Consider the following 25,705-nt stretch of genomic DNA (forward strand, 5'->3'; position numbering starts at 1 on the left):
ATCCGCGATGAACCTTTTTATTTACTTAGCGTTTTATGTAGCTAAGCTTAGACTTTCTTGAAGATGATAGAGGTGTTGATTCCACCAAAAGCAAAGTTGTTGCTCATCAAGTATTCAACATCCAATTCGCGACCTGAGCCCGTGATGTAATCGAGCTTGCCGCACTGTTCATCGACATTCTTAAGGTTTAGGGTTGGGCTGAACCAACCGCTATGCATCATCTCTAGGCTGAGCCACGCTTCAATTGCACCACATGCACCAAGCGTATGGCCAAAGTAACTCTTAAGAGAGCTGATTGGTACTTCACCAAAGATATTCGCTGTCGCGTTACTCTCTGCAATATCACCTTTTTCAGTCGCAGTACCGTGCGCAGAAACATAGCCAATCTTCTCAGCTGGAAGTTGTGCGTCTCTCAATGCTTTCTCCATACAGATTTGCATGGTTTCCATCTGAGGTTGAGTCACATGAGCCGCATCACAGTTGCTCGCAAAACCTATGATTTCTGCGTAGATCTTTGCGCCACGAGCAACAGCATGTTCGTACTCTTCAAGGATCAGGGTTCCAGCGCCTTCGCCGATAACCAAGCCATCACGCTCGCTGTCGTATGGGCTAGGGGATTTCTTGGGTGTGTCGTTTTTTAAACTGGTAGCGAAAAGGGTATCGAAAACGGCAGACTCAGTTGGGCATAACTCTTCACCACCACCGGCAACCATTACGGTTTGGTAACCATGCTTGATCGCTTCATAGGCGTAACCAATGGCTTGGCTTCCTGAAGTACAGGCGCTGCTGGTGGGAATCACGCGGCCACGCAGACCAAAGAACAGACCTACGTTTACCGCGGCTGTGTGTGGCATCATTTGAACGTAAGTGGTTGCTGTGATTGCTCGTGTCGACTTCTCGTTCAGCATTACTCCGAAAGCACCAACCGCATCGGTACTGCCAGTTGAAGAGCCGTAAGCGATACCAGTTTCGCCATTGGTCAATACATCGTGACCAATTAAGCCGGCTTGCTCCAATGCATTCTCAGTCGCAACGGTAGCTAGGCGTGATACACGGCCCATGCCACGCACTTGCTTACGCTTGTAGTGTTTAGGCAGTTGGAAGTCATCAATAGGCGCGGCAAGTTTTGTGTTGAGACCATCATATTGCTCGAAGCTTGGCATATATTGAGTCGCATTTTCACAGGCCTTTAGCTTAGGCTCTATCTGTTGCCAGTCGTTACCAAAAGCAGTAACACCAGACATTCCAGTTACAACAACGCGGCGGGTCATACTAAGCCTCCATTTACTGAAATCACTTGGCGAGTTACGTAGCCTGCAATATCAGACATTAGGTAGCTGACTAGGCCGGCTACTTCTTCCGGCTCACCCATACGGCGCAGTGGTACTTGAGGAAGTGCATGATCTTTCACGTGCTCGTCAACCATACCTGTGTCAATTAAGCCAGGAGCGACACAGTTTACCGTGATCTTGCGTTTTGCGAGTTCTAGAGCAAGAGACTTAGTTGCGCCAATCACCCCCGCTTTTGCTGCAGCATAGTTAGTTTGACCACGGTTACCCATAATGCCGGATACCGACGCTAGAGTGACGATACGGCCACCTTTACGCTTTTGAACCATAGGCATTACACAAGGGTGAAGTACGTTGTAGAAGCTATCTAGGTTGGTATGGATCACACCATCCCACTCTTCTTCCGTCATCGCGGGGAATGCAGTGTCACGAGTAATGCCCGCGTTGTTCACTACACCATAGTAAGCACCATGTTCAGCGATATCAGACTCAAGCTTTTCGCGACACTCGCTTCGTTTGCTGATATCAAATTGAATAAGACGTCCAGCGCCACCCAGTTCGGTGATCGACTTTAGCGTCTCTTCAGCACCTTGCTTGTCACCCATGTAATGAACGGCGATTTCAAACCCGTCTTTCGCGAGTTGAATAGCGATCGCTTTACCAATACCTTTACTGGCACCAGTGACTAAAACCTGACGGCTCATGATGGGCTCCTAGTTTTCATTTCTTGTAATTTTTGTTCGGTCGGCACGTAGACGTTGAGTTGGCATTGAGCCACTAACTCACCTCGGTCTTCGACTCTTGCGGTAAACACAGCCATACCGCTGTCTTCCATCATCTGTTCGGCGTAGATATCAAGGGTCTGACCTTGAGTAAACTCATCACACAGTGATTTATAGCGACGAGAGCCGAGTAAGAATCCGATTGGGGGCGTGGTGCCGTTTTTAAGTGCGTGATATCCAGACCATGCCGCTACAGACTGCGCCATAAACTCGATTCCAACATATGCTGGTACCGTTTGAGATTCGGCGTCAAAGAACAGATTATGGTCACCAATATCGACCTGACAGTGGATCGACAACGCCTCTACGCTGATAGCACGATCGATTAATATCATCGGATCATCGTGAGGGAGAAGTTGGTCTACAGAAGGGATATCAGTCATTTACTACACCAAAAATCAGGCTAATGTTGTTGCCACCAAAAGCAAACGAGTTGCTTAAGATGTTCTTTGCTTTAAGTTTCTGTGAACAGTTTACCAAATCAATCTCAATATCTTCAGCTTTATCCTGACATTTTTGTAAGGGAAGCGGTAAGTCATATTTCAAAATATGCCACGCAATTGCAGCCTCAATCGCACTTGCTGCGCCTAGAGTATGCCCGGTCAGCGGTTTGGTAGAACTGACGGGAACCTTGTTTGCAAAAATACGATGAATGGCTTTACTTTCCATCGAGTCATTGAGTGGCGTTGCTGTACCATGTGCATTGATATAACCAATGTCTTCTGCGTTTAACTGTGCAGAATGTAACGCTTTTTTCATTGCTTGTTCAGCACCATTGCCTTCAGGGTGAGGCGCTGAAATGTGGTGTGCATCAGAGCTGTCCCCACAGCCCAATAAGGCAATGTTTGACGTGTCTTGTGCTGCATTAACACCGGCTAACTTTGTTTTGCTGAGCAACATAAATGCCGCTGCTTCTCCTATGTTGATACCTTCTCGGGTTGCACTAAATGGCTTACAATGTGTTGTTGAGAGTGCTTCAAGACCGTGGAAACCATTGAGTGTCAGCTTACACAATGTATCCACACCACCCACTAACACGGCATCAGCCATACCTGAATCTAATAAGCGCTGGGCGGTCAGAAATACGCGGCCACTGGATGAGCAAGCCGTAGATATGACGTAGTTTGGCCCCGTTAATGCGCAATACTGGCTAACGAATTCGGAAGTGTTCCCTAGCTCTTGTTTTGAGTAGTGATAATTCTCGGGAAAAGAACCTTGGTCGAGTTTGTGTTTAAAAGCGGATTCACCGTCCGAAATTCCCGAAGTACTGGTGCCGATAACCACTGCAATTCTATCTGCGCCAAACTGAGATTTGGCTTGCTCGATAGAATCTTCAATTTGGTGAAGAGCCGACAGCGCCAGTTGATTGTTGCGAGTGGCGTATTGCGTAAGATCTGAAGGAATCGGTGGCAGCTCACCCGCGATCTGACCAACGACAGTGTGTTTACCATCGTTCAGCATATCGTGCACTTCGACCATATTTGATTCACGCTCGTCTTTTAGACAGCCATGAATATCGGCAATCTCTGAGCCTAGCGCTGAGTGGAAACCACAGTCTTGGATGTAAATAGGCATAGTGTTCAACTCTTACTTGGATTGTCGACAATCGTTGAGTTCAACGTTTGTATGGTGATGTTGTAGCCCAGGGTCAAATGTTTGAAAACAATGTCGCCTGCCGTTTTGTGTGTACCAGGATCTGTTTGGTAATCAATTTGAATGATTGCCTGTTGGTTTTCATCAAATACGGTTCTTGTTTTGTCGGTATCGACTAGGTGCCAACCTATGCTTTGTAAAGGCTGAGCCCATGCTTCAGCCGGCCATAAGGTAAGCATTAAATTAAATAGCACCTGTTCAGGTTGTGGCAAAGTTGCGCCAAGCCCAGACAAAACCTGCGTATCAATTACTTGATTCTGGTATTGCAGCGATAGAATGCGAGTACCCCAAGAGGAGAACCCCGCCAAAACCACTTTACCTGGTGTGACTTCGACTTGAACCGGAAGCTGCTGTGTATCATTTTCCCACGTAGCGCTAATCAACTGACTGGCTGTTAATGAGTATCCCAGTTCAGCTGGCAGTGGTAGTGCTAGATCGGTGTCTTGATCGATAGACACGCTCGCACCACTTGGCTGCTGAGAAACCATCGAGCAGGCACTCATTAGAATGCCCACTAGTATGGCGAAGGTTACCTTTAATGTCTGGATCATCTAAAAGCCTCTCGAGTAATTGGTCCTTCTACGTTTTTACTACTGTTGATCGCGAGTGGAGAAAGCAGCCAAGCGACAAAGATCCCTGTCAGAACCGTCACCCCGAAGCTATGAATAGCATGAGTCTGGCTCAGCGACAGTAAGCCGAATGAAAGTAGTGTTGTGAGACCTGACAAGGTGATCGCTAATAAGGTGCTCAGCGATTTCTTTTGCTCAGCAAAGAATAGGGTGTAGTCTATGCCAATCCCTAAAATCAGAATCAAACCAAGCAGGTTAAATAGGTTCAGTGTCGAGCCTAAAATGCCCGTGACCGCCAAACCTGCTACGCCTGCAATCAATGAAGGCAACAGCATTAACAGGCTTTGCTTCACACCATAGCGCCAGCCTAACAGCATGCCAATAGCTGCCAATGCTATCAATAACAGCTCGGTAATCTTGACGCGGTACTCAGCAAAAAGAGAGGAGATTTCATCCGCTTTATTGAGGTGTTTCACACCTTGCTTCTGAGCAAAATCTGACTCCAACCACTGTGAGAACAGCTCAGCATCAGTGACGTCTTTTATCAAAATGACCGACGCTGCTTGCCCGTCGATAGGTTTTAACCAAAGTGGTCGAACAGGCTCTGAGACTGGAGACTCCAAAAATCCAGATACCGTGATTGGTTCGAATTTTGGTAGTTCTGGAAACGTAGACCAACCGAGAGAGCTTTGTAATATATGGCTTTGTTGACTATAGAGTTGTTCAACCAACTGATAGTTATCATGCTGTTCTTGTTTACTTAACAAGTGTTGATTGATGCTGCGATACCCGGATATACCTTGGCTATTGACCAGCGAATCTAAGCTTGTGGTGATTTCTGTCAATTTTTTGAGTAGCTTTTGGTCGCTCTGAGCTGTGACCAAAAGCATATTTTGACCACTGCCTAACCCTGATATCTCAGTAATGGCTTGCTCTTGTTGTTTGAGTTGTTCGGGCATAGCCTGAAGCTGGCGAATATCGTCGTCGTAACGAATTTGACTGAGTGACATCAAGCTAACGACAGTCACTGTTAACGGTAAGCCAATTCTAAATTTTTGGTTGCTCCAAAGGCTTAACCAAGTATGCCAAAGTTTCGACAGGGGAAGAGGGCGCTCTTGGCCTGGTTTTACCGCTAAAACGGGGTACCAGCACACCACACTGGCGTAAGCTGCGATCAGTCCAATCGACGAAAACAGAGCCAGTTGCTGCAAGCCTGGGAATGGCGCAACCAGTAGCCCTAAGTATCCGATTAAGCTGGTGATTAAACCTAGAGTGATGGCAATGAAAATATGCTTTAGGCCTTTATCGCTCTGCCAGTGGCTTCCTGCGGCCAAACGGTCAGTGAGATAGTGAAAAGAGTAATCGATGGATACGCCAATCAAGCTAGCGCCAAACACCAAGCTGAATAGATGCACCTTACCAAAGATAGCGACAGTGCTTGCCAGTGCAACCAATAATCCTGTACTGATTGAGAGTAAAGATAAGGCAAGTGGTAGCGCACTACGAAATGTCAGCCACACCAATAAAATAACGCCTGCCAATGAGCCCAAACCAATGGTACTGATTTCTGATTTCGCGCTTTCGGTACCGTAATTGGCGTAGAACACCACACCAGTATGCTGCACCTTGACGCCAAATTGTTTTTCGACCTCGCGCTCAATTGAATCAAGATCTGGAAGTTGTTCTTGAATCGCCAAGCTATAAGGTGAGTCCGCCAGAGTAGCCGTGACTAAAATATGAGTTTGCTCATTCGACTGGGCCGTGAGATAGCCCTCTTTCAGAACAAAGTTACTTGATTGGACGCCAATAGCACTGATGTAGTCGCGAAATAACAAGAATGGGTCGAGAGATAACTCTGCTGCAGTGACGCCTGAGAATGGATTGTACAGAGACTGAATGACATATTGAGCTCGCGAATCAGGCGAGTGTGTCAGCGTCTCTTTTTGTTGTTGGGTCAGCAGTTGAGATCGGTGACGAAAATAGAAATCGCTCCACTGGCTTTGAGTGCTGGCGTTGATTTTACCTTGAACTTGCTTAAACAGAGTTGGCTGACTTGAAAAAGTTCTTTGGTTGAGAGCTTTTTCAAAAGCGTCGGTCGCAACCATGGTTTGTTCGATATCGGGAGCGCTTATGATAAATACCACTTGCTCGCTCATCGAGCTGGATATCTGCTGAAAGGCTTGCTCTACCATTGGGTCTTGCTGGTTTTCGGGCAGTAACTTTAGAATGTTGCTTTCAATCGGTACCGACGAAGAAAAAGCGAATTGTTTGGTCAACAACCCGCTAAACAGCATTACAACAACAAGCCAAACAAGGGCAAGACTAGAGTTGGAATTGTTTCGCTTCAGCATCTGATAATACTTCCGGTAGATGGCTTAACTGACTGAATTCGATCACTGTGCTATCTCCACGAATCTCTTTCAACTCAATACGTTCAATATCGCTGTTGCCTTGCAGCGTGATAGCCTCAAACACCGCATTCATCGGTGCATTTTTGGGCTTTAGAGTCAGTGTCCATGCTTGTACATTTTCATCAGAGCTGGTGTTAGTTGCGGGCTCAAAATTGAGTGCGAACTGTTCCTGAAGTTTTTGCGTGTCCCCATGAAACACTGACAAGAAGATATGGCTGAAATAAAACGCCATTGGATTTTCTTCGTCGGTGATGATTTTTGCGGGTTGATCGGCAAACCTTTGGCTCAGTTTGTTATCGGTGAGCACTAAGTTCACGGGAAACGGAGTGGTTTGTGTCCAGAGTAAGCCACTTGATTTGTCTAACAGAAATGTACCTTGTGACGTTAAAGGCTGGGCGAACATCTCCATATTGCGTGTTTGAGTGAACTCACCACGCACAATACTATTTTCGCTGAGCACCGTCTGCAGCTCTGAAATAGAATTGACAGCAGCAGAGTTTTCTTTGGCGCTTACAAGGCCGCTTGCCATCATCGCAGTAAGTCCAATTAGCGCGATATTGATGTATTTGCGACTGCGTTTAAACAGATTCATGGTTCACCTGCTGTGGGTTAGAGGTTTGTGTTTGATGTTCAGTTGCTAGAGGTAAGCAACCAAATTGGTGCCAGTGTTCGACTTTGTCAGTAAACACTTTGGGTGAGGCAAAGCACATCTCTTGTTCTTCGATGGTGACGGCAACCTGCATGGTGTGAGCACGTGTCATTCGAGCACCGGTTAGAGCATCATGAATTTCATAATCGACGCGCAGGCGATTTTCCCACTCGGTGAGTTTCGCCGTTACCTTAATCTTGTGATTAAACGGTATCGCCTTAATGTATTTCACGCGGGTATCGATGATAGGCCACATGTAGCCAGAATCCTTCATCTCATGGTAGTTGTACTCAATCTTATCCATCATGATGCGCCTAACTTCTTCAAAGAATCGGAAGTAGTTGCCGTGATAGATCACGCCCATTGGGTCGGCATCTTGGAATGAGGTGATAAGCGTCACCTCAGATTGTAATGGGTGAAGGATTTCAGACATAAATCGCTCTCAACAATATTGCGTAAAGGGTTGGCTACTTTATGAGTAAAGTGACCAGTGCTGACTTTGAATACGAGCAATGAAGTGGCGTAGATCGCCTTCAAGTGGTCGATCTTCTACGATAAATTCAAACTCCTTAAGCACTTCGTCGCGAATGTGCTTGAGGTTCTCACTCATGTGGTGCTCATCAAGCTCATTGTGGCGCTTACGAAGTTCGAGTGCTTGTGTCCCCGCCAGTAGTGACGCTGCTGCCACTTGTTCGGTTAGCTCTAGAACGCGTAAACAGTCACGAGCTGCGATGGTGCCCATACTCACTTTATCTTGGTTGTGACACTCAGTTGAGCGAGAGAATACGCTTGCTGGCATGGTGTGTTTCAATGCTTCTGCTGTCCAAGCTGAAACGCCAATCTGTACTGCTTTAAAGCCGTGGTTGATTGGCTTACGTTCGCCTTCAGCACCCGTTAGGTTGAATGGCAAACCGTTGTTGAACTTGTAGTCCATCAGCTGAGCCATTTGACGGTCAAGCAGATCAGCAAGGTTCGCAACTGCAGTTTTTAACGTATCCATCGCCATTGCAATGTGTCCACCGTAGAAGTGTCCACCGTGCAGTACGCGCTCATTATCACCATCGATAATTGGGTTGTCGTTGGCACTGTTTAGCTCGTTCTCGATCATTTGGCGTAGCCAAGGCAGAGAGTCTTGAACCACGCCGATAACATGTGGAGCACAGCGCAGAGAGTAACGATCTTGGAGGCGATCACTGTTACGTGGCGGGCGATCCGCTTGCAGATCATCACGCAGCCATGCAGCAACTTGTTGTTGACCAGGATGAGGTTTGACTGCAAACAGCGCTTCATCGAAATGGAAGTCATTGCCGTGCATACCGACTGATACCATAGCGGTGATCTTAGTTGATAGCTGAGCTAGATATTCCGCACGCTTGTAAGCGATACAAGCTAATGCCGTCATTACAGACGTACCATTCATTAACGCCAAGCCTTCTTTTGGCTTAAGTTTGATAGGGCTAATTCCTAACTCTTTGTAGACGTCACTGGTTGGGCGCACTTCACCTTTGTAGATTACATCACGCTCACCAATCAGTGCTGCGGCTAAGTAAGACAGAGGTGTTAAGTCGCCACTGGCACCCACCGATCCTTCTTGAGGAATGCGTGGTGAGATGTCTTGGTTGATTAGGGTAACGATCTGGTTGAGTAGATCGTGAGTCACACCAGAGACACCTTGTGATAACGAACAAAGACGAGTTGCAAGGACTGCACGAGCTTGTTCGTGAGACAATATTTCACCTAAACCACAGCCGTGAAAACGTGTTAAATGCAGTGGTAGCTCGTCAACTAGGTTTGGCGGAATCGCAACCGTACATGAGTCACCGTAACCCGTCGTTACACCGTAAATCACACCTTCTTCTTTCAATAGGCGTTCTAAGAAAGCGACACCACGGTCGATCTTAGATGTGAATGCTTCACTTGTGTTCATCGAGGCTTTTGCGCCTTGTGAGATAGCGACAACATCCTCAATCGTGAGGCGCTCGGCACCAAAGGTGATGCTATTTGGATTCTTTTTCGTCATGGTGCTTGCTCAATGTCCAAAAATTAAAAAAGTTGTACCACTGAAGCGGTGCTTGCAGTGTGTAGTGCTGAAGTCGATTTGCGTATTTTTGCACGACTTGCTGTAAAGATTGTTCGCGAGTCTTTCTTGGTAGCTCGATCTTGTTGCTAAAATGCTCGAAATAGACATTAAAATGCGGCTTAGATTGTGAGTCGTCACGTAACCCAAACAGCAAAAATACGGGTGCTTTGAGAACCGAGGCTAACATAAATGGACCTTGAGGGAATGGAGCTTCCTTACCTAAGAACTCAGCCCATACTGAGCGGCTCTCTTTGCTGGTGGAAGTTCGATCGCCAACAATCACGATCCATTCGCCTTGCTCTAGTTTCTGTTGTAACAAGATAGCGGTATCAGGCCCCATCGATGTCACCTGAATCAGATTTAAATCAGACTGCGGGTTAACCGCTTTCATCACGGAATTAAAACGTTCGGCGTGTTCTGTAAAAACCAGGGCGTTGATTTTGATGTTCGAGTGTCTGCGACCTAAAGCTCGGCACAGCTCAATATTGCCAAGGTGAGATCCAAGGATTAGCACACCTTGCTTATTTGCCACCATGCTCTCGAACTGGTCTTGGCCATGAATAGTCAGGTTATCTGCCGAGAAATCACCTTTCCATGCCGCGAGCTTGTCGAGCATCGTATGGCCAAATGAAAGCAGATGGTTGTAACTGGTTAGTTCTCCGGGGAGCTCAATATTTTGCTGTTCCGCATAGGCTTTTAATTGGAATAGATATTGTTCGGAAGCGTTTCGCGCACGCTGGCCCGTCAAGTGGTAGTAACGCATCACACCACGCAGAATGAGGTTGAACACACCGCGACCTAACAAGGTATAAATGGCTAATAACAGCTTAATGCCTAATACTGTGCCGCGTTCTTGAGTGCGGGACCAGTGTGGTTGTTCAGAAGCTTGCGGCTCTGAATCAGTCGATAAATTTGGGTTATTATCAGCTGAATCGGATTTGAAATGGCGAGCAATCAGTTTTGGTGCTCTTGGCAGCATGCTGAAGAATAGACGTGTATGCATCCAACTGATTTTGACGTTATCCCACAACGCATCGAAATGAGAGATGCCGTTCTCAGGATAGATAACGCGCGTTTCAACGAAGTCTATGTCGCAACCTTCCCAATACAGGCGAACCAAAATCTCGATATCGAAGTCCATTCTCGAACCAACATCGTACTTATTCAACACAGTTTGAGTTTGGTTGATAGGATACGCTCTAAAGCCACACATGCTGTCTTTAATTGATAAAGAAAGGGTTTCTATCCATACCCAGATATGTGTCGCGTAGCGCCCATAGAGCCTTGCTTTGGGTACGCTGTCGTCGTAGATAGGCTGGCCTGATATCAGACGTTGTGGCTTAGCTTGTGAGGCCTCAATCAATGTTGGCAAGGCTTCCAGGTCGTGTTGCCCATCAGCATCTATCTGAATAGCGTGGCTAAAGCCTAGTTGCTGCGCTTTTTTGATTCCGGCTTTTACTGCGCCGCCTTTACCTTGGTTCTGTTCAAGCGTCACCAAGGTTACGTTTGAATTCTCTGCTAGGGGAGACAGAAACTGTTTTGTTGTGAGTTCACTGCCATCGTCAACGATGATGATCGGTAACTCAAAATGATGAAGTGACGACACCACAGCCGGCATGGTTGCGCCATGGTTAAAGCACGGGATAAGGAAGCAAGCCTTGTAGCTGCTTTCTTTTGTGTGGTGTTGAGAAGTAGCCTCGACGGGAGCGCTATTCACTTTTTTCTCCCAGCTTCATTTTGCCTGAAGAGTGGGTCTGTTCACCGTTGTTTGATGTGTAACTAAAGCTCAGCTTGTCTTTGTCAGCATCCCATTTGAGTGATAGCTGGATTGTAGCGTCAGGCAGGATAGGCTCTTGGAACTTAATGACTTCCATTCCTTTAAAGAAACCAGGAACGCCTAACTCTTGGACTGCGTAGTGAAGTGCCCAATCAATTTGCGTGACGCCAGGTAGAATAGGGAAGCTCTTGAAGTGCCCATTAAAGTCGGTGATATCTCCGCTAACATGAAGTGTCAGGGTCGATTCATTTTCTACCGTGTCTACAGCAATGATGTTTGGTTTTCTTTTATCCATAGGGCGTGCTTAGAATCCTTGGGCAAATATTGGTTCTTTGACAAAAATATAAAAAGATAATCTCAGTGTAAAATACGATCAGCGGTTTCTATGATTTTATTAGCTGTTCTATGTGAGATGTTAATCGCTTACCTTGGCTGTTGAGGGGGATCTCATCGACAACACGGTATTTTCTCGGGATTGCGATTGGCTCTAACCACTTTCTGAGTTCTGTACGCAGCATCAACCAGAATTTACCTTTGCTCATGGTCGATAGAGCGGCTTGGCCTTCATCTGATAATACCAAAACAGAGGCTAATATTAATCGCTCAGGCTCCTCAAATGGAATAACCACGCACTCACTTATCCAAGGCAGTTGCTCCAGTCGCTTTTCCACTTCAACCAGTGATACTCGCTTTTCTTCTATCTTGATCACTCGGTCCGTTCGGCCCTTCAATATGAATTGATTCTCCGAGACCATCTCGCACTCATCAGAGGTTTGATACCAGTTATTCTTATCGATGTACGGCGACAATAACTTAATGCAATTCTCACTGTTGAGACTAGCCTCAATACAGGCAAAAAGCTGCCAAGGCGTTTGAGCGCTCTCTTGCTGACGAAATGCGATGCCACCGGTTTCTGTGCTACCAAAGACTTCAATCGGTAAATGACCAAGCAGATCTCGTGACTGGTGAGCCGACTCGGTAGGCAATGGACCACCCGAAGAGAAGATTCCTGCAAGTTGTACCTTGTTGGTCTCATGCTTTAATCGTTTAAGTAGCGCTGGGCTGCTGATCAGTACACAGTTTTTATTGGCATGAGACAGAATTTGTTCTGGGTACTCAAGGTTGTTTCGAGCAAATGGCACACCAGAACAGAGCGGCCATAAGATTCTAAACAGCAGGCCATAGATGTGTTGGTGGGAAACGGTGCTTTGGATTCGGTTTCCCTTGAGTAAAGCATCCCAGTTCTTGTGTAACTGAGCCGTTTCAATATCTAGGTGTTCTAACGTTTTATCTATCGCTTTTGGCGTGCCACTTGAACCTGAAGTGAACAGAGTTAATGGGACTGTTGCCAAATCAATGGTCGTAAGATTCTCGGTTAGAGGTTTTTGTGCTTCAGTGTTTGAATCCAATAAGGTTTGGATATTACGAACGTCACTCACCTCAACTTCGCCAATCGAGTTATCAACTAGCAGGCAATCAAACTGCTTACTTAACTCAGCAAGCGCACATGGCTGGTAGTTGCCCGGTAAGATGATGTGTTTGTTGGCTGCTGCACATGCCAAAAAGGCCACCGTAAATAGGTAGCTGTCTTGGGTACAAATCGCGATTCGTTGAAAAGGGGATAAAGACAAAAATTGTACGAGTTGAGATAAGTCGTCGTTAAATGTTTGCCACGTAATCTCGCTATTGTCGTCAAAGCAGACAATAGATTCAGGGGTTCTGTCCTGGCTGAGAAGCTCAGACAACGAGGTGTAAGATACGGTTTGGGTCATAACAATTTAACTCTGACGAATGCGCTGTCTTACTACCCACTCTCCTGCAAAGAGTAACCCTGCAAACAGATAGCTGAGTAAGCCATTGTATAGGGTCCATACTTCTAGCGGTTGGAAGCAGGTGTAAAGGGCAATAGAGCCATTGATAACAAAGAACAAGCACCACACTTTGGTGACTTTTCGTGTGTAATCAACGCCACTTTGCGGAAGTTCAGGCTCTTGAAGGCGAGCAAGACGTTCGATAATCGTTTGTGGTTGCCATAGGCTCGAAGCGAATACAACCAGCATACAAACATTAACGATAACGGGATAATAGGTTAGCCAGCCGTGTTGCTTAAAGGCTAAGCCTAAAGCCAGCAGAACAATACCGGCACTTCCACTGATCCAAGCTAGGTGTTTTAGCTCTTTGATTTTAGCCTGACCGCCGGTGAAAATGCGTACAGCAAAGATAGCGGCTAAGGCAATACCAACGGTTTGTAAGCCAAACTTGTTGAGTCCAAAGTAAACCGCTATTGGATAAGTGAAAAGTATAATTGCCGACAGTAAAGTCAGCAGAGGACGCATTAGGCGTCCTTCAATAGTTCAACCACAGATTCGACAACGTCATTAACGGTGCGCACTGCTTTGAACTCTTCAGGTTTGATCTTCTTACCTGTGACGTTCTGTAGGTGAACGACCAAATCAACGGCATCAATGCTGTCTAGGTCTAGATCAAGATAGAGATGAGCTTCAGGGGTGATATCTTCAGCATCAAGCTCGAACAGCTCAATAAGCGCATCTTTAACCTGGTTGTATACTTCTTGTTGGTTAGCTTGTGTCATAAAGATCTGTCTAGTTATTCGTTTGAGAAGAGATGTAGTTCGCTAGATTTTCAACTGACGCAAAGTGCTGTCGAGTGTTTGAATCATCTGCATCGATAACAATGTTGTACTTTTTCTTGATAGCAAGGCCAAGCTCAAGGGCATCGATAGAGTCTAGTCCAAGTCCATCACCAAATAGTGGAGCTTCCGTTTCAATCTCATCAATGCTCATGTCTTCAAGGTTCAATGCGTCGATGATCAGTTGTTTCAGTTCGTTGTGTAATGTTTCCACTTTGGCCTACTTAATGCTTTATCTGAATGCTGCTTTAAGGGGGCGATTCTACATTATATGAGGTATTTTCGAAATGCCGATATCGCCTGTTATGTTATTGATACGCTAAATGTTTTCTTCGGAAGGGAAAATTGTTTGTGCAAGATGATGATTAAGGCGCCTTGCTGCCGAAGTTAAATTATTTGAGCCTTCAATAAATGGTTCGACTTCTATTTTACCTTTCACCGCGACATGAAAAAAGGGCTTCGACGCAGGAACTTGATACCATTTTTTCTCTTTCGTTAAGAATGTCGGAGAAACCGTAATATGAATCACGCGTAAATCGGTTTGTGTTCGAGTCGCGATTTGTGCCGCCCCACGCTGTAAGGATGGTTCAATTCCTGGCGTTGTGCGAGTTCCTTCGGGAAAAATCAGCATGACATTGCCACGTGAGAAGCGTTCTTCACAGCGCTCTAAAAGATCGTCAGGGGCTTGGTTCGGTATATAACCTGCCGCTTTGACAATCCTTTTCATAAAAGGGTTTTCCCAAATGGCCGCTTTGACGAGGCAATCACATTGAGGAAGTTGAGAGGCGATCAGCACATAGTCAATCAAACTTGGGTGGTTGGCGACGATAATGCAGTTACGGTCGTTACGCAGTAGTTCTGCACCATCAATTCGGTAATCGATTGCTCCGGTGAACTTCATGATCTGGCAAAACGCATTGAATGAGAAACGGATTAATCGCTGTGCTTTAAGCTCTCTTTTAATGGTATTGGGATTGGTTAGCGCGATAGTCGGTAAGATTAAGAAGCTCAATACTAAGCCACCTAGACCAAAGATGGTAAAGCACAGCCCTGTCGCGAATACTCGCCAATATTGGTCGATTTTGCTCATGATTGTGGACCTGTCTCGGTGTTATTTACCCAAGACCAAGTTTGGTGCTTGCCAGCAATAGCCCACTTATTTGCGCCCAATAAGATATGTTGGAGCGTTTGTAGCCCTTGTGGTAACACGGAAGGTGCTTGGTTGGCTTCTACTGTTCTAGTAATAGAATATTCACTGCCAACGCTGAGCACTAAGCCCAGAGCATAATCCGTATAGTCTTGTGTTTCGTATTCTTGGTAAAGCTCAGGCAAAGGCTGGTCGAAGTCAATGACGAGTACACGATGTGACGGGTACTGATGTAGGTAAAGATAAGCTTCGATCAGAGCGTTATGGAAAGTATCTTGCCCTGCGGCTATTGAAGTCAGTGGAATCGGTGCTTTGGCGGCAATGGTGGTTAGACCAGCTGCGGTATTATGTACCGACTGCGAGAACGCCATTGGTGAGGCATCGTCACCTTCTAATATCGACTGAATCAAAGTGGCGGTTCGATGCAACTCACCATGTCGGCTAGCAAAGACCAGATAATCAATCGAGGTGTCTTTTAATAGGGTTAACGCGGTTTGGACAGCAAGTTTGCTTTGCACACTCATTCGGCGGCGCATCATCGGTGGGATCGCTTTAAATTCAGTTGAGCCATCTTGTGGCCAATCTAAATTAGTGCTCCACGCTTGCCATTGGGCAACAGAATTGAGACCAGCCGAATTTGCAGACCATTTCTCAATATTAAACGACATTAATTGGGATTGATTTGACATAGAGTATTGATTTGCTTTGAGTCTAACTAAATACTATGCGCGCTTATAAATAAACACAGATAAGGAATTTAAATGAAATTACTAAAAATAGCAGTTTCAATGTTATTCATATTCGTTCTTGCAGGATGTGGACGCGCCCAACCTGTAATGAATGTTGAGGATACTCCAGTTGCACTGAATCTTCAAAGTAAACAGGTTAAATCAGCTATTTCTGAATCTGCTGAAAATCGAGGCTGGTTGGTTTCAGAAATAAAGCCTGGTTTGATCCGCGCTGAATTGTATGTTCGTTCGCACCACGCTGTGGTTGAAATTCCTTATAGTGATAAGTTTTACTCTATTCTTTACGTTGAATCAGAGAATTTGAAGTACGACGATGGTGAAATACACCGTAATTACAACCGTTGGGTTAATAACTTAAACGTTGATATTAAACGTAAGCTTGCGCAAATGGCAGCTGAGTAACTCTCTATTATTTAAAGTTAGGTTTTTCGTGTCGGAATATAAATTAGATCCATTCAACGCATTAGAAGCAAAAACAGAAGCGCAGAAATTGTCTTTCGCTCCGATTGTTTTTCATACTGCTCGTACACTTCGTGATTTAGGCATTTTGAAAGCGTTAGATGACGCGGGCAACGAGGGTTTACCAGCAGAGTCTATCTCTGAATCGACCGGTGTCTCTGAGTACGGCGTGAAAGTCCTGCTCGATATGGCGTTAAGTGCTCATATTGTGACTTGGGAAAAGCCTAACTACAAAATGGCTAACCTTGGTTTCTACCTTCTGCATGATGGTATGACTAACGCAAACATGGATTTCACAGCCGATGTTTGTTATGCCGCGATGATGCATCTAACAGAAGCGATTGAAGAAGGCACACCTGCAGGCTTGAAAGAGTTGGGTGATTGGGAAACCATTTACCAAGGCTTGTCTCAATTGCCAGAAAAAGCAAAAGAGAGTTGGTTCAAGTTTGATCACTTCTATTCGGATCGCTCGTTCCCTGTGTTACTTGAAAAAGTCTTCAGCAAGAAACCTAAGTCGCTGGTGGATATCGGCGGCAACACGGGTAAGTGGGCGATGCAATGCTGCAACCATGATGCGGACGTTGAGGTGACGATTGTTGATTTGCCACAGCAGCTAGAAATGGCAATGGCAAACGCGGCAAAGCATGGTCATCAAGAGCGAGTCACGCCATTCCCAGCGAATATGCTCGATAAACAGCAAACTCTGCCAACGGGCGCGGATGTTTGGTGGATGAGTCAGTTCCTTGATTGTTTCTCGCCAATGGAGATTCTGAGCATATTAAAGCGCGTTCGCTCTCATATGTCAGAAGACGCGACTGTCTATATCCTTGAACTGTTTTGGGATGCACAGAAATACGATGCGGCTTCTTATAGCTTAAACGCGACGTCTCTCTACTTTACCTGCTTGGCAAATGGCAACAGCCGTTTTTACCGCAGTGAAGATTTCTTAGAGATCGTTGAAGAAGCGGGCTTTGAAGTGGTAACTCGCACCGACGATATCGGTCTTGGTCACACGCTTCTTGAATTGAAAGCTGGCGCGCAATAAAAATAACAAACATGGCTTAAATAATGAAAAAACTATCAACTCAAGTGGTGATCATCGGAGCTGGGCCATCAGGGTCTATTGCTGCGTCTTTACTTCATAAAAAAGGCATCGATGTTCGAGTGATTGAAAAGAGCGTATTCCCTCGCTTTTCTATTGGTGAAAGCCTATTACCAGCTTGTATGGAAGTGATTGAACAGGCTGGGATGACTGACGCAGTGATCAACGCTAACTTCCAATACAAAGATGGCGCTGCCTTTCGCAAAAATGGCGTTTATACGGCGTTTAATTTTGAAGACAAGTTCTCTTCTGGCCCTGGAACTACGTTTCAGGTTCAGCGAGGTGCCTTTGATAAGGTTTTGGCAGATACGGCTGAGGCGCAGGGTGTCTGCATTGATTACCAACATGAGTTAATGGGCATTAATTTCACCGACGACAGCACCATTTTAGATGTACAAGTGCTGGGTGGAGAGCGTTATCAGATAGAAGCGCAATACGTTCTGGATGGCAGTGGTTTTGGTCGAGTGCTACCAAAAATGCTTAACTTGGCAGAGCCGTCATCGCTCCCTCCACGCAAAGCTATTTTTACGCACATTAACGATCATATTGCAGAGGTGGATACCGATCTTGAATATGACCGAAATAAAATTCTTATCTCTGTGCATCCAACCAACCCTGATGTTTGGTATTGGTTGATCCCGTTTAGTAACGGTGTCTCTTCGTTTGGTGTCGTAGGAGAGCCTAAGTTCTTTGAGTCCTATCCAGAAGACAAGATTGCTGCAATTAAACAGCTGGCAGCGGAAGAGCCGGGCTTGGCTGAGATACTGGCAAGCGCCGAGTATCCAAACCCTGGGGGTGAAATTGGTGGCTATTCTGCCAATGTAAAACATTTGGCGACGGATAAGTACGCGTTGCTTGGCAATGCCGGCGAGTTCCTTGACCCGGTGTTCTCGTCAGGCGTGACGATTGCGATGAAGTCGGCACAGTTTGCGGTTGAGTGTGTCGAAAAGCAACTTAACGGTGAGAAGGTAGATTGGGAACGCGATTATGCCGCTCCTTTGATGGTTGGTGTAAACACCTTTAGAACGTATGTTGAGGGGTGGTACTCAGGTACTTTGCAGGATGTGATTTTCTATCAAGATCCAAATCCAAAGATTAAGCAGATGGTGTGCTCAATTCTGGCGGGTTACGCATGGGATCAAGCCAACCCTTATGTGAAAGAGTCTAAGCGCCGATTGGCGACACTGGCTGAGATATGCCGAAACTAGGTAATCGATTTTGTATGTAGCAATACTCTAAATTGCCACGATGGATCGTCATAAATTAAAAACAGCCGCAATGTGCGGCTGTTTTTGTATCTGAAAAATATGGGCGGTCAGCTTAATCGGATTTAAGCCTATTTTAAGTCGATGCTGTTCAATCGTCCCATAAATATAAGCAGATCAATCACATCTTTGTGGGCATCCAGTAGCGCCCTTTTGGTTTGGCTATAAGCGGCAAGTCTGCCGTGCTTTCTAATGGAGCACACCTTAGTTTTGTATTTGTAGTCGCCGTTTTCTGAGAATACACGCCACTTAGCGATGTAGCATTCGTCGCGGTGTTCAGGATCACTCTGAGTTGGATTTGGTTTGAATACAATTTTGGGTTCTAGACTATGAGGCAGGCGCGTCATCAGGTAGGGCTCTTTGAGGACTTTGGGCCAAAATTTGCCCCATAGCTGTCTGCCCAGTTCATCTCTTAATTTAATGGTTTTCTTCAGTGCTTTGTCTTCACCCATACGAACAAAACCGACCGACCGATGCAACACCGTATCTTCGGGAGTATGAATGTGGATCTTAAAAGCGGTTTTACCTTTCGAGATAAAGCGGTAACCGGTAGCACCAATTAGATTATTCTGACTCATAGTTTGCTAAGTGATGATTATGTTATTAATAAGATTACGCCAAATACTGCAAAACCGAAACTAATACCCATGAAAAAAAATAAAGCCTTAACAAAAGTGCTAAGGCTTTATTAGAAACTGTGAGGCGGGCGTGTCGCTAACTACATGATTTTCTGCATCACATCACCAATTTGAATGCTTCCAGCAAGGCTTGGTTGGTCGATCGTCAGTTCTGCTTCGTTTTCATAAACGCGAGAAACGGTCAGTGTGATATCGCTTTGAGATACCTTATTACGTGGCAAGCCGCGTTGGTCGATAAACGAACCTGTGTGCCACAGTTGCAGTTTGTCACCTTGTTGAACACCATGCATTCGACCTAAATCAATGGTCACCGTGTTACCAAATACCGCTGCCACCTCTGGAAGCGTGATCTTACATGACACTTCAGATTCCAAGTCCAACATAATATTGCGGCTAACACGCAGCATCATACTGCCGTAGGTTGATGCCCAGAAACGAGCACTGCGGGTGTCGACTTCACTGGTCTTAGCAAATGGCCACTTTGCCACTTCACGATAGCTACGGTTGTAAACCTGATGTCCTGTTTTACCATCGAAGACTTGCATCTCTAACGCAAACTGGCGATTGATGATGTCGTCTTTCAACAGTTTGGACTCGATGGTCGCGGTTAAATCGGTAATGTCGCCACCAATGATGTATTGTGCGCCAGTGTCTTGGGCGATCATCTTGATCACTTCAGGTCGACGTTTGTCGATGTCGTAATTGGTCGTGCCAACGGAAACAAAGCTGCGAGACTCTTGCGCCAGCTGTCGATCTACGACATGACCAAAATCATCACCGATGTTATAGATTCTGCCCATTACAGCTTGCTGTGGGGAAGTCACATCGATGTTGCCGACCAAAAATGTCTTCTTATATTGGCTCTCATGGCAAGCATTTGCCGAAGGATAGATATCGATCCTTGCGGTGATCATTATATTGCCACTGCGTTTTTTCTCTTTTTCTACCAAGATGTAGCGCACTTCATGATTGGTAAATTGAAACTCTTTTTTGTTTGCGTCGAGGTAGGGCGTGAGGTTGGCAATGCTACCAATGTCGGCTCCTGAGAACTGGATCGCTTTATATACCGCGTCTTCCAGAGCATGGACCCTTGCCGTTTCCTCTGACGATACGATGGCTGCGGTACCGGTAACCTCATACCAAGAGGCATGAGCACTGAAGCTTATGGTTATCAGTGAACTTATTGAAAATAAGTAAGAAATTATTTTTTTCATCTATTCGTTACCAGTTGGGTATAAATATTGCTTAACAAATAACTATAAGCTTGAAGCTGACTTAAGTGCGTTTTTCTTAATCTGAACCATTAATGAAAAGCAAAGACTGTTCCAACATTGTAATCCATTGAAAAGAATAATGGTGAGAACATATTGGAACAGGGAGCACTAAACCTATCTGGAGATAAGAGAATGAAAAAATGGCTCGTAGTAATGAGTGTCATGTTGTTGACCTCATGCGCTTATTCGCCAATCTATAACGGCAAGTCTGAATATTCAGGCAGTCAGTTTATGTTGATGGATAGCCCTCGTCATACCATGGATTTCTTCGTGGAAAGTATGACCGAAGATCTGATCATTTCGAATACGAGTATCTCAGCAAGAACTCCGATAGCGATTACGTCGTTTGTTGACCTGCAACACATGGACACAACGAACTGGCTAGGAAACTCGGTATCAGAAGGTTTCATTCATCAGTTTCAGCGTCGTGGCTTCAAGGTTGTTGATTTCAAAACAACAGGTTCTATTCAAGTGACTCATCAAGGTGACTTTGCGTTAAGCCGCGATTGGAAAGACTTAGCTCAAGAGCAAGACGTACAGTATGTACTGACAGGCACCATGCTTCGCCAAGAAGGCGGTGTACTAGTAAATGCTCGCGTTGTTGGCATGCAAACTCGAATTGTAGTAGCGACGGCACAAGGCTTCTTACCTGCAGACCGTATTGGCCGTGACCTAGATACTCTCAACAGTATTCGAACTCAAGATGGCGTGATCATTCGTTCCGATCCAACGATCAGTCAGCCTTATACTGTTATTCTTCGCCCTTAGGAGTTCGAGATGAAGAAGTTAATGTTTGTTGTTGCCGCTTTATTGCTTGTTGGCTGTCAGCCATTGCAGAGCATGAGACCTGATGATTTCTTAGTGGCTGTTGGCTATGCGAGTATCAGTGAGCAGAAAGGTCGTAACGACGAAGAGAGACGTATCCGCGCGATGAGAGCCTCTAAGATCGATGCTTATCGTGAGCTTGCTGAACAGGTTTACGGCATGCGAGTAAGCGGTCGAGCAGAACTTGAAGATCAACGGCTTGGTACAGAGCGTACGTCAGGTGCGGTTGATGGTGTTATCCGTGGCGCAGAAGTGGTGCGCAGTTACCCTGTGGGTGATAGCTACGTAACAGAGCTTCAGTTGGATATTCGCAAGATGGATCAGCTACGTAACTACGGTGAAGTTCAGGCAGTACCTGAGAAGAGACAACAAACACTGTTCTAATTTCGGTGTTCGAATTGAATATTCAGTGATATTGGCTGCTTTCGTTTTCCAGATGGCGTATCGGCAACCAATAACTAATATGAATGTAAAAGCGGCAAGTATGAAAATACTTGCCGCTTTTTTGTTTATCGATTTTGTCAGGGCGTTCAAAGGCTGATTAGGTGTTTTAATAAAAGATAACGACAGGAATAGTCTGAGATACAGATAAACGGTTAACAAGGGGTATTACTGAAGAGGAAGAGTTAACTTAACTAGGCTTTTACGTTGGTTCCCAGCGTAGAGATAGTATGCGTTTGACCACCGGCATTGTAGGTCATGCCAATTTTTCCGTGACTTTGCTGCATCATATTGCTGAGTTTTTTGAAGCTAAGGTGCGCTCGATTTAAGGCTTCGCCATTCACAAGGTTCGCTTGCTGGCAATCGTGCACTATGGACTGGATCTTAGTGACTAACTGAGCAAGTTCAGGGTTCTCTGTCAGTTCTGAGATATTGGTATGGGCTGCGATTCGCTGATCGGTTGATCTTAGTTGTTCAACTAGGACCACTTTTTCTTTGGCGATTCGCTCAATATCGTTTGATTGTCGGCTCGTAATAGCGGTTTTCTCTGAACTTAGTAATTCAGATAAGGCTTTGGCATTTTGAAGTTGAAAATTAACTAAATCTGCTAGTGCCGCCATAACGTAAACCTATTCATAACCTCGTGTACTTTAAGACAATAACTTCAATCAAAAGTTAGTGTTTTCTTAAAGGCCTTTTAATTCATCTTCGAACTTGATCATGTTGTCAGCCAGTTTCTCTGGATCGACAGTGTATGAACCATTCGCAATTGCTTCTTTGATCGCTGCTACTTTCACAGAATCAAAGCTTGGCTGTGCTGCCATATCTTGGTGGAGCTGACCAATCGCTTTGCCTTGTTGGCTCAGTGAAACCGCATCTTTGCTTGCTGGTGATTTAGTTGATACATCAGAGCGTGATGCCTCAGAACTAGAATCAGAGCGTACTGCTGATCGGTTAGTGGTCGTTAGGGTTTGCCCTGAACGAATATTATCAATGCCTGCCATAGTTAAGCCTTTTTCTTCAAAAATGGGAACCTGTACAGTCAATATCGACCAAGGGTTCGAATACTTTAGCAATTTTTTGCTCAATAGTCGAAAAGGGACAAAACACCGCAGCCGTTATATTTGGCGTTAGAGTTGAGGGTGAAATCGCTAACGATACCGTCAATTTAGAAGTAAAGAGTTAAAAGTAAACCGTGACTTCAGACATGCTGGTAACAATCCCTTCAATTATACGCTGTGATTTATCATTTTTCACTCTTACTTGATCACCCATAGAGCCATCGGTAAGCGCAGTTCCTTTGGTGGTAATGGTCATGCCACCTTTTACTGCCTGTATGATAACCTTCTCGTTTCGGCACACGACACAGATATCACCTCTTTCTACAACATCGCCCGGTCTTAGGTTCTTTTTTACCTTAGCGCCGATGACCTGATGTGGAGCTGTGAAACCTTGGCGACGAAACTTGTTAAGAGAAATCATAGCGGTGGTGACATCGTATTGACCGACGATTTCGCCTCTCGCGAGTGAGCGAGTGGTGGTGACAAGAGGCACCGACATCGAAAGGCGCACCGGTACATAAACTCGCCACTCATCAGGAACACATTGCACTAAAACCGTAATACTGCTGCGGGTATTGGTGGTCGTTGAAGCGCTGGTCTCTAAAGGCACTGGGCAGTCTGTCGCTTTGATTCTTGAGTCAACATTTGCTGAATTAACAAAGAGTTCGCCACCTTGTGGCTGCTCAACTGTATCAAGGATATGTTGCTCCGCTGCAGACTGAATCATCTCAATTTGTTCTGGGGTCGCAGCTTGTACAAAAAAACTAAACAATATTGATAAAATGCCGATAAACTTAGCGACAGTTTTAAAAGTAGCTCTACACATTGCTATGGAAAGAGGTGGCAAATTTGTTTTATAATACGTCATTCCGTTTCTCTGGTGGTTCGTAGCCTGCAGTAGACTAACACTTTTTATACAAAAAAGTTTGATATGGAGATGAGCTCATGACGGGTATTCTTGATTCGGTGAATCAGCGTACGCAACTCGTCGGTCAAAACCGATTAGAATTACTAACCTTTCGCCTAATGGGGCGTCAGCGTTACGGCATTAATGTCTTTAAAGTAAAAGAAGTGCTGCAATGCCCTAAGCTGACAAAGATGCCAAACTTGAACCCACTGGTTAAAGGTGTAGCACACATTCGTGGCCAAACGATCTCTGTGATCGACTTGAGCTTAGCGATTGGTGGCCGTCCTACAACGGATATTGAAAAGTGTTTTGTGGTTATCTCTGAGTTTAACCGAACCATTCAAGGTTTCTTGGTAAGTTCAGTTGAGCGCATTATTAACATGCACTGGGAATCGATTCTTCCGCCGCCAGATGGCGCAGGTAGAGCTAACTACCTGACAGCGGTAACCAACATTGATAATGAATTGGTAGAAATTCTTGATGTTGAGAAGATCCTTGCAGAAATTTCTCCTGTTGATGAAACAATGGACAGCAAGATTGCTGAAGATATTGCGAAAGTAGAACAAGAGAAAGAACTGGTTCGCCGCATCTTGATTGCTGATGACTCGACCGTTGCTCGTAAGCAGGTTCAACGTGCTATTGAGTCGATTGGTTTTGAAGTTATCTCGGTGAAGGATGGTAAAGAAGCCTACGAGAAGCTGATACAGATGTCATCAGAAGGCAGTATTTACGATCAGATTTCATTGGTGATTTCTGATATCGAAATGCCAGAAATGGATGGATACACGCTGACTGCTGAGATTCGTCGTCACGCCGAACTTAAAGATTTATACGTAATTTTACACTCATCGTTGAGTGGTGTATTTAACCAAGCCATGGTTGAGCGTGTTGGAGCTAACTCCTTCATCGCTAAATTCAACCCAGATGAGCTTGGTGCAGCTGTAAAAGCTGCGTTAACTAACTAAAAGAGACATTAATGACTGCTATAACAATAAGTGATCAAGAGTATCGCGATTTCAGCCGTTTCTTAGAATCTCAATGTGGCATTGTATTAGGTGACAGCAAGCAGTATTTAGTGCGCAGTCGTCTAAGCCCATTAGTAACGAAGTTTAAGTTAGCTTCTTTGTCTGATTTGTTGAGAGATGTAGTAACAGGTCGAAACCGTGAGCTGCGTGTGGCTGCTGTCGATGCCATGACGACGAACGAGACACTTTGGTTCCGTGATACTTACCCGTTTGCTGTGCTTGCGGATAAGCTTCTACCGGAAATAGCGGCAAATAAACGTCCTATTAAGATTTGGTCTGCGGCAAGCTCTTCAGGCCAAGAAGCATACTCAATGGCAATGACGATTCTTGAAACTCAAGCTCGTAAGCCAGGTATGCTGCCAAATGTATCGATTACCGCAACTGACATCTCAGCAAGTATGTTGGATATGTGCCGCACTGGCGCTTACGACAACCTTGCATTGGGACGTGGACTTTCTCCAGAGCGCCGTCGTACTTTCTTTGAAGATGCGGGCGATGGCCGTATGAAAGTGAAAGATAACGTCAAGCGCATGGTGAACTTCCGCCCTCAGAACCTGATGGACAGCTATGCATTGTTAGGCAAGTTCGACATTATTTTCTGTCGTAACGTGCTGATTTACTTCTCGCCTGATATGAAGTCAAAGGTACTTAACCAGATGGCAAATAGCCTGAACCCTGGTGGGTACTTACTATTGGGCGCGTCTGAATCGTTAACAGGCTTAACCGATCGTTTTGAAATGGTTCGCTGTAATCCAGGCATCATCTACAAATTAAAGTAACGAGCGGCACCGATATTAGGTGTAAGGTTACCGTCTAAATTTAAAACCCAGCCAAGTGCTGGGTTTTCTTTTTCCTGCTTAAGCTATATCTTTAAGTCAGAGTGACATTCCAATTTACTCTATTTTTTGGCTTGTTTATTGCAAGTTTACCCACGAGTAACCTGTAAAAGCAT

29 protein-coding genes are annotated in these 25,705 nt (G+C 45.3%); 7 read left to right on the forward strand and 22 right to left on the reverse strand.

Going from position 1 to position 25,705, the window contains the following annotated elements:
• Positions 1-47 precede the first annotated feature (47 nt).
• The 17 genes from AB4167_RS19210 to AB4167_RS19290 form a co-directional block, all read right to left on the reverse strand.
• Positions 48-1,271, reverse strand: coding sequence for a beta-ketoacyl-ACP synthase (locus tag AB4167_RS19210; RefSeq protein ID WP_017062286.1), 1,224 nt, complete (start codon positions 1,269-1,271; stop codon positions 48-50).
• Complete coding sequence (locus AB4167_RS19215; protein ID WP_017062285.1) at positions 1,268-1,993, reverse strand: 3-ketoacyl-ACP reductase FabG2; 726 nt, start codon at positions 1,991-1,993, stop codon at positions 1,268-1,270. Before AB4167_RS19215 ends, AB4167_RS19210 begins: the two co-directional genes overlap by 4 nt.
• A complete protein-coding gene (locus AB4167_RS19220) occupies positions 1,990-2,454 on the reverse strand; it encodes a hotdog family protein (protein ID WP_017062284.1) in 465 nt (154 codons plus the stop codon). Before AB4167_RS19220 ends, AB4167_RS19215 begins: the two co-directional genes overlap by 4 nt.
• A complete protein-coding gene (locus AB4167_RS19225; RefSeq protein ID WP_372136910.1) occupies positions 2,447-3,646 on the reverse strand; it encodes a beta-ketoacyl-[acyl-carrier-protein] synthase family protein in 1,200 nt (399 codons plus the stop codon). Before AB4167_RS19225 ends, AB4167_RS19220 begins: the two co-directional genes overlap by 8 nt.
• A gap of 5 nt (positions 3,647-3,651) precedes the next feature.
• A complete protein-coding gene (locus tag AB4167_RS19230; protein ID WP_029235193.1) occupies positions 3,652-4,275 on the reverse strand; it encodes a DUF3261 domain-containing protein in 624 nt (207 codons plus the stop codon).
• On the reverse strand, positions 4,272-6,644 hold the full coding sequence (locus AB4167_RS19235; RefSeq protein WP_048659798.1) for an MMPL family transporter: 2,373 nt from the start codon (positions 6,642-6,644) through the stop codon (positions 4,272-4,274). Before AB4167_RS19235 ends, AB4167_RS19230 begins: the two co-directional genes overlap by 4 nt.
• Positions 6,616-7,296: an outer membrane lipoprotein carrier protein LolA gene (locus AB4167_RS19240; RefSeq protein ID WP_372136911.1), complete on the reverse strand. Its 681-nt coding sequence runs from the start codon at positions 7,294-7,296 to the stop codon at positions 6,616-6,618. The genes AB4167_RS19235 and AB4167_RS19240 overlap by 29 nt, the downstream gene beginning before the upstream one ends.
• Positions 7,283-7,786 carry a thioesterase family protein gene (locus tag AB4167_RS19245; RefSeq protein ID WP_017062279.1) on the reverse strand — a complete coding sequence of 168 codons (504 nt, stop codon included), beginning with the start codon at positions 7,784-7,786 and terminating at the stop codon, positions 7,283-7,285. The genes AB4167_RS19240 and AB4167_RS19245 overlap by 14 nt, the downstream gene beginning before the upstream one ends.
• Before the next feature lie 39 nt (positions 7,787-7,825).
• Entirely contained in the window at positions 7,826-9,373 is a 1,548-nt protein-coding gene (gene hutH, locus AB4167_RS19250) for a histidine ammonia-lyase (RefSeq protein WP_017062278.1), read from the reverse strand.
• Entirely contained in the window at positions 9,351-11,150 is a 1,800-nt protein-coding gene (locus AB4167_RS19255; RefSeq protein ID WP_017062277.1) for a glycosyltransferase, read from the reverse strand. Before AB4167_RS19255 ends, hutH begins: the two co-directional genes overlap by 23 nt.
• Positions 11,143-11,505 carry a 3-hydroxyacyl-ACP dehydratase gene (locus tag AB4167_RS19260; RefSeq protein ID WP_017062276.1) on the reverse strand — a complete coding sequence of 121 codons (363 nt, stop codon included), beginning with the start codon at positions 11,503-11,505 and terminating at the stop codon, positions 11,143-11,145. Before AB4167_RS19260 ends, AB4167_RS19255 begins: the two co-directional genes overlap by 8 nt.
• An 88-nt stretch (positions 11,506-11,593) precedes the next feature.
• Positions 11,594-12,982 carry an AMP-binding protein gene (locus tag AB4167_RS19265; RefSeq protein ID WP_102333656.1) on the reverse strand — a complete coding sequence of 463 codons (1,389 nt, stop codon included), beginning with the start codon at positions 12,980-12,982 and terminating at the stop codon, positions 11,594-11,596.
• 6 nt (positions 12,983-12,988) lie between these two features.
• Positions 12,989-13,546 (reverse strand): septation protein IspZ, encoded by a 558-nt coding sequence (locus AB4167_RS19270; protein WP_017062274.1) that lies wholly within the window; start codon positions 13,544-13,546, stop codon positions 12,989-12,991.
• Positions 13,546-13,803, reverse strand: a complete 258-nt coding sequence (locus AB4167_RS19275; RefSeq protein WP_004739745.1) for an acyl carrier protein — start codon at positions 13,801-13,803, stop codon at positions 13,546-13,548. Before AB4167_RS19275 ends, AB4167_RS19270 begins: the two co-directional genes overlap by 1 nt.
• A 10-nt stretch (positions 13,804-13,813) precedes the next feature.
• On the reverse strand, positions 13,814-14,074 hold the full coding sequence (locus AB4167_RS19280) for a phosphopantetheine-binding protein (RefSeq protein ID WP_004736154.1): 261 nt from the start codon (positions 14,072-14,074) through the stop codon (positions 13,814-13,816).
• Positions 14,075-14,179: 105 nt separating this feature from the next.
• Positions 14,180-14,950, reverse strand: coding sequence for a lysophospholipid acyltransferase family protein (locus tag AB4167_RS19285; RefSeq protein ID WP_372104564.1), 771 nt, complete (start codon positions 14,948-14,950; stop codon positions 14,180-14,182).
• Complete coding sequence (locus tag AB4167_RS19290; RefSeq protein WP_372128199.1) at positions 14,947-15,696, reverse strand: beta-ketoacyl synthase chain length factor; 750 nt, start codon at positions 15,694-15,696, stop codon at positions 14,947-14,949. Before AB4167_RS19290 ends, AB4167_RS19285 begins: the two co-directional genes overlap by 4 nt.
• A gap of 72 nt (positions 15,697-15,768) precedes the next feature.
• On the opposite strand from AB4167_RS19290, the gene AB4167_RS19295 reads away from it, so the two are divergent.
• Genes AB4167_RS19295 through AB4167_RS19305 form a run of 3 tightly spaced genes read left to right on the forward strand, consistent with a single transcriptional unit; the run spans position 15,769 to position 18,525 of the window.
• Positions 15,769-16,158 carry a hypothetical protein gene (locus tag AB4167_RS19295; RefSeq protein ID WP_372128198.1) on the forward strand — a complete coding sequence of 130 codons (390 nt, stop codon included), beginning with the start codon at positions 15,769-15,771 and terminating at the stop codon, positions 16,156-16,158.
• Between the two features lie 28 nt (positions 16,159-16,186).
• Positions 16,187-17,260 carry a methyltransferase gene (locus tag AB4167_RS19300; protein ID WP_065584069.1) on the forward strand — a complete coding sequence of 358 codons (1,074 nt, stop codon included), beginning with the start codon at positions 16,187-16,189 and terminating at the stop codon, positions 17,258-17,260.
• A 23-nt stretch (positions 17,261-17,283) separates the two neighbouring features.
• Entirely contained in the window at positions 17,284-18,525 is a 1,242-nt protein-coding gene (locus tag AB4167_RS19305) for an NAD(P)/FAD-dependent oxidoreductase (protein ID WP_136974758.1), read from the forward strand.
• 128 nt (positions 18,526-18,653) lie between these two features.
• Here the strand turns inward: AB4167_RS19305 and AB4167_RS19310 are convergent, their stop codons facing one another.
• Positions 18,654-19,160: a hypothetical protein gene (locus AB4167_RS19310; RefSeq protein WP_017062268.1), complete on the reverse strand. Its 507-nt coding sequence runs from the start codon at positions 19,158-19,160 to the stop codon at positions 18,654-18,656.
• Between the two features lie 140 nt (positions 19,161-19,300).
• Entirely contained in the window at positions 19,301-20,434 is a 1,134-nt protein-coding gene (locus AB4167_RS19315) for a flagellar assembly protein FlgT (RefSeq protein WP_017062267.1), read from the reverse strand.
• A gap of 192 nt (positions 20,435-20,626) precedes the next feature.
• Between AB4167_RS19315 and AB4167_RS19320 the strand changes: the two genes are divergently transcribed.
• Positions 20,627-21,262, forward strand: a complete 636-nt coding sequence (locus AB4167_RS19320) for a FlgO family outer membrane protein (protein ID WP_017064137.1) — start codon at positions 20,627-20,629, stop codon at positions 21,260-21,262.
• Positions 21,263-21,271: 9 nt separating this feature from the next.
• The gene (flgP, locus tag AB4167_RS19325) at positions 21,272-21,703 is read left to right on the forward strand and encodes a flagellar assembly lipoprotein FlgP (RefSeq protein ID WP_016791311.1); all 432 of its coding nucleotides are present in this window, start codon (positions 21,272-21,274) and stop codon (positions 21,701-21,703) included.
• 251 nt (positions 21,704-21,954) lie between these two features.
• On the opposite strand, the gene AB4167_RS19330 is transcribed toward flgP, so the two are convergent.
• The 3 genes from AB4167_RS19330 to flgA all read right to left on the reverse strand — a co-directional run bounded on the left by AB4167_RS19330 (position 21,955) and on the right by flgA (position 23,689).
• Positions 21,955-22,380, reverse strand: coding sequence for a flagella synthesis protein FlgN (locus AB4167_RS19330; RefSeq protein ID WP_017064136.1), 426 nt, complete (start codon positions 22,378-22,380; stop codon positions 21,955-21,957).
• A 66-nt stretch (positions 22,381-22,446) separates the two neighbouring features.
• Positions 22,447-22,764, reverse strand: a complete 318-nt coding sequence (gene flgM, locus AB4167_RS19335) for a flagellar biosynthesis anti-sigma factor FlgM (RefSeq protein WP_017062263.1) — start codon at positions 22,762-22,764, stop codon at positions 22,447-22,449.
• 178 nt (positions 22,765-22,942) lie between these two features.
• Positions 22,943-23,689 carry a flagellar basal body P-ring formation chaperone FlgA gene (flgA, locus tag AB4167_RS19340; RefSeq protein WP_017064135.1) on the reverse strand — a complete coding sequence of 249 codons (747 nt, stop codon included), beginning with the start codon at positions 23,687-23,689 and terminating at the stop codon, positions 22,943-22,945.
• A 77-nt stretch (positions 23,690-23,766) separates the two neighbouring features.
• Between flgA and AB4167_RS19345 the strand changes: the two genes are divergently transcribed.
• Both AB4167_RS19345 and AB4167_RS19350 read left to right on the forward strand, forming a co-directional pair.
• Positions 23,767-24,693 carry a chemotaxis protein CheV gene (locus AB4167_RS19345; protein ID WP_017066180.1) on the forward strand — a complete coding sequence of 309 codons (927 nt, stop codon included), beginning with the start codon at positions 23,767-23,769 and terminating at the stop codon, positions 24,691-24,693.
• Positions 24,694-24,704: 11 nt separating this feature from the next.
• Positions 24,705-25,532, forward strand: coding sequence for a protein-glutamate O-methyltransferase (locus AB4167_RS19350; RefSeq protein WP_004736174.1), 828 nt, complete (start codon positions 24,705-24,707; stop codon positions 25,530-25,532).
• Positions 25,533-25,705 lie beyond the last annotated feature (173 nt).

It is taken from the genome of Vibrio sp. 10N.286.49.E11 (genome assembly GCF_041469505.1).
In the GTDB taxonomy this organism is placed as follows: domain Bacteria; phylum Pseudomonadota; class Gammaproteobacteria; order Enterobacterales; family Vibrionaceae; genus Vibrio; species Vibrio crassostreae_C.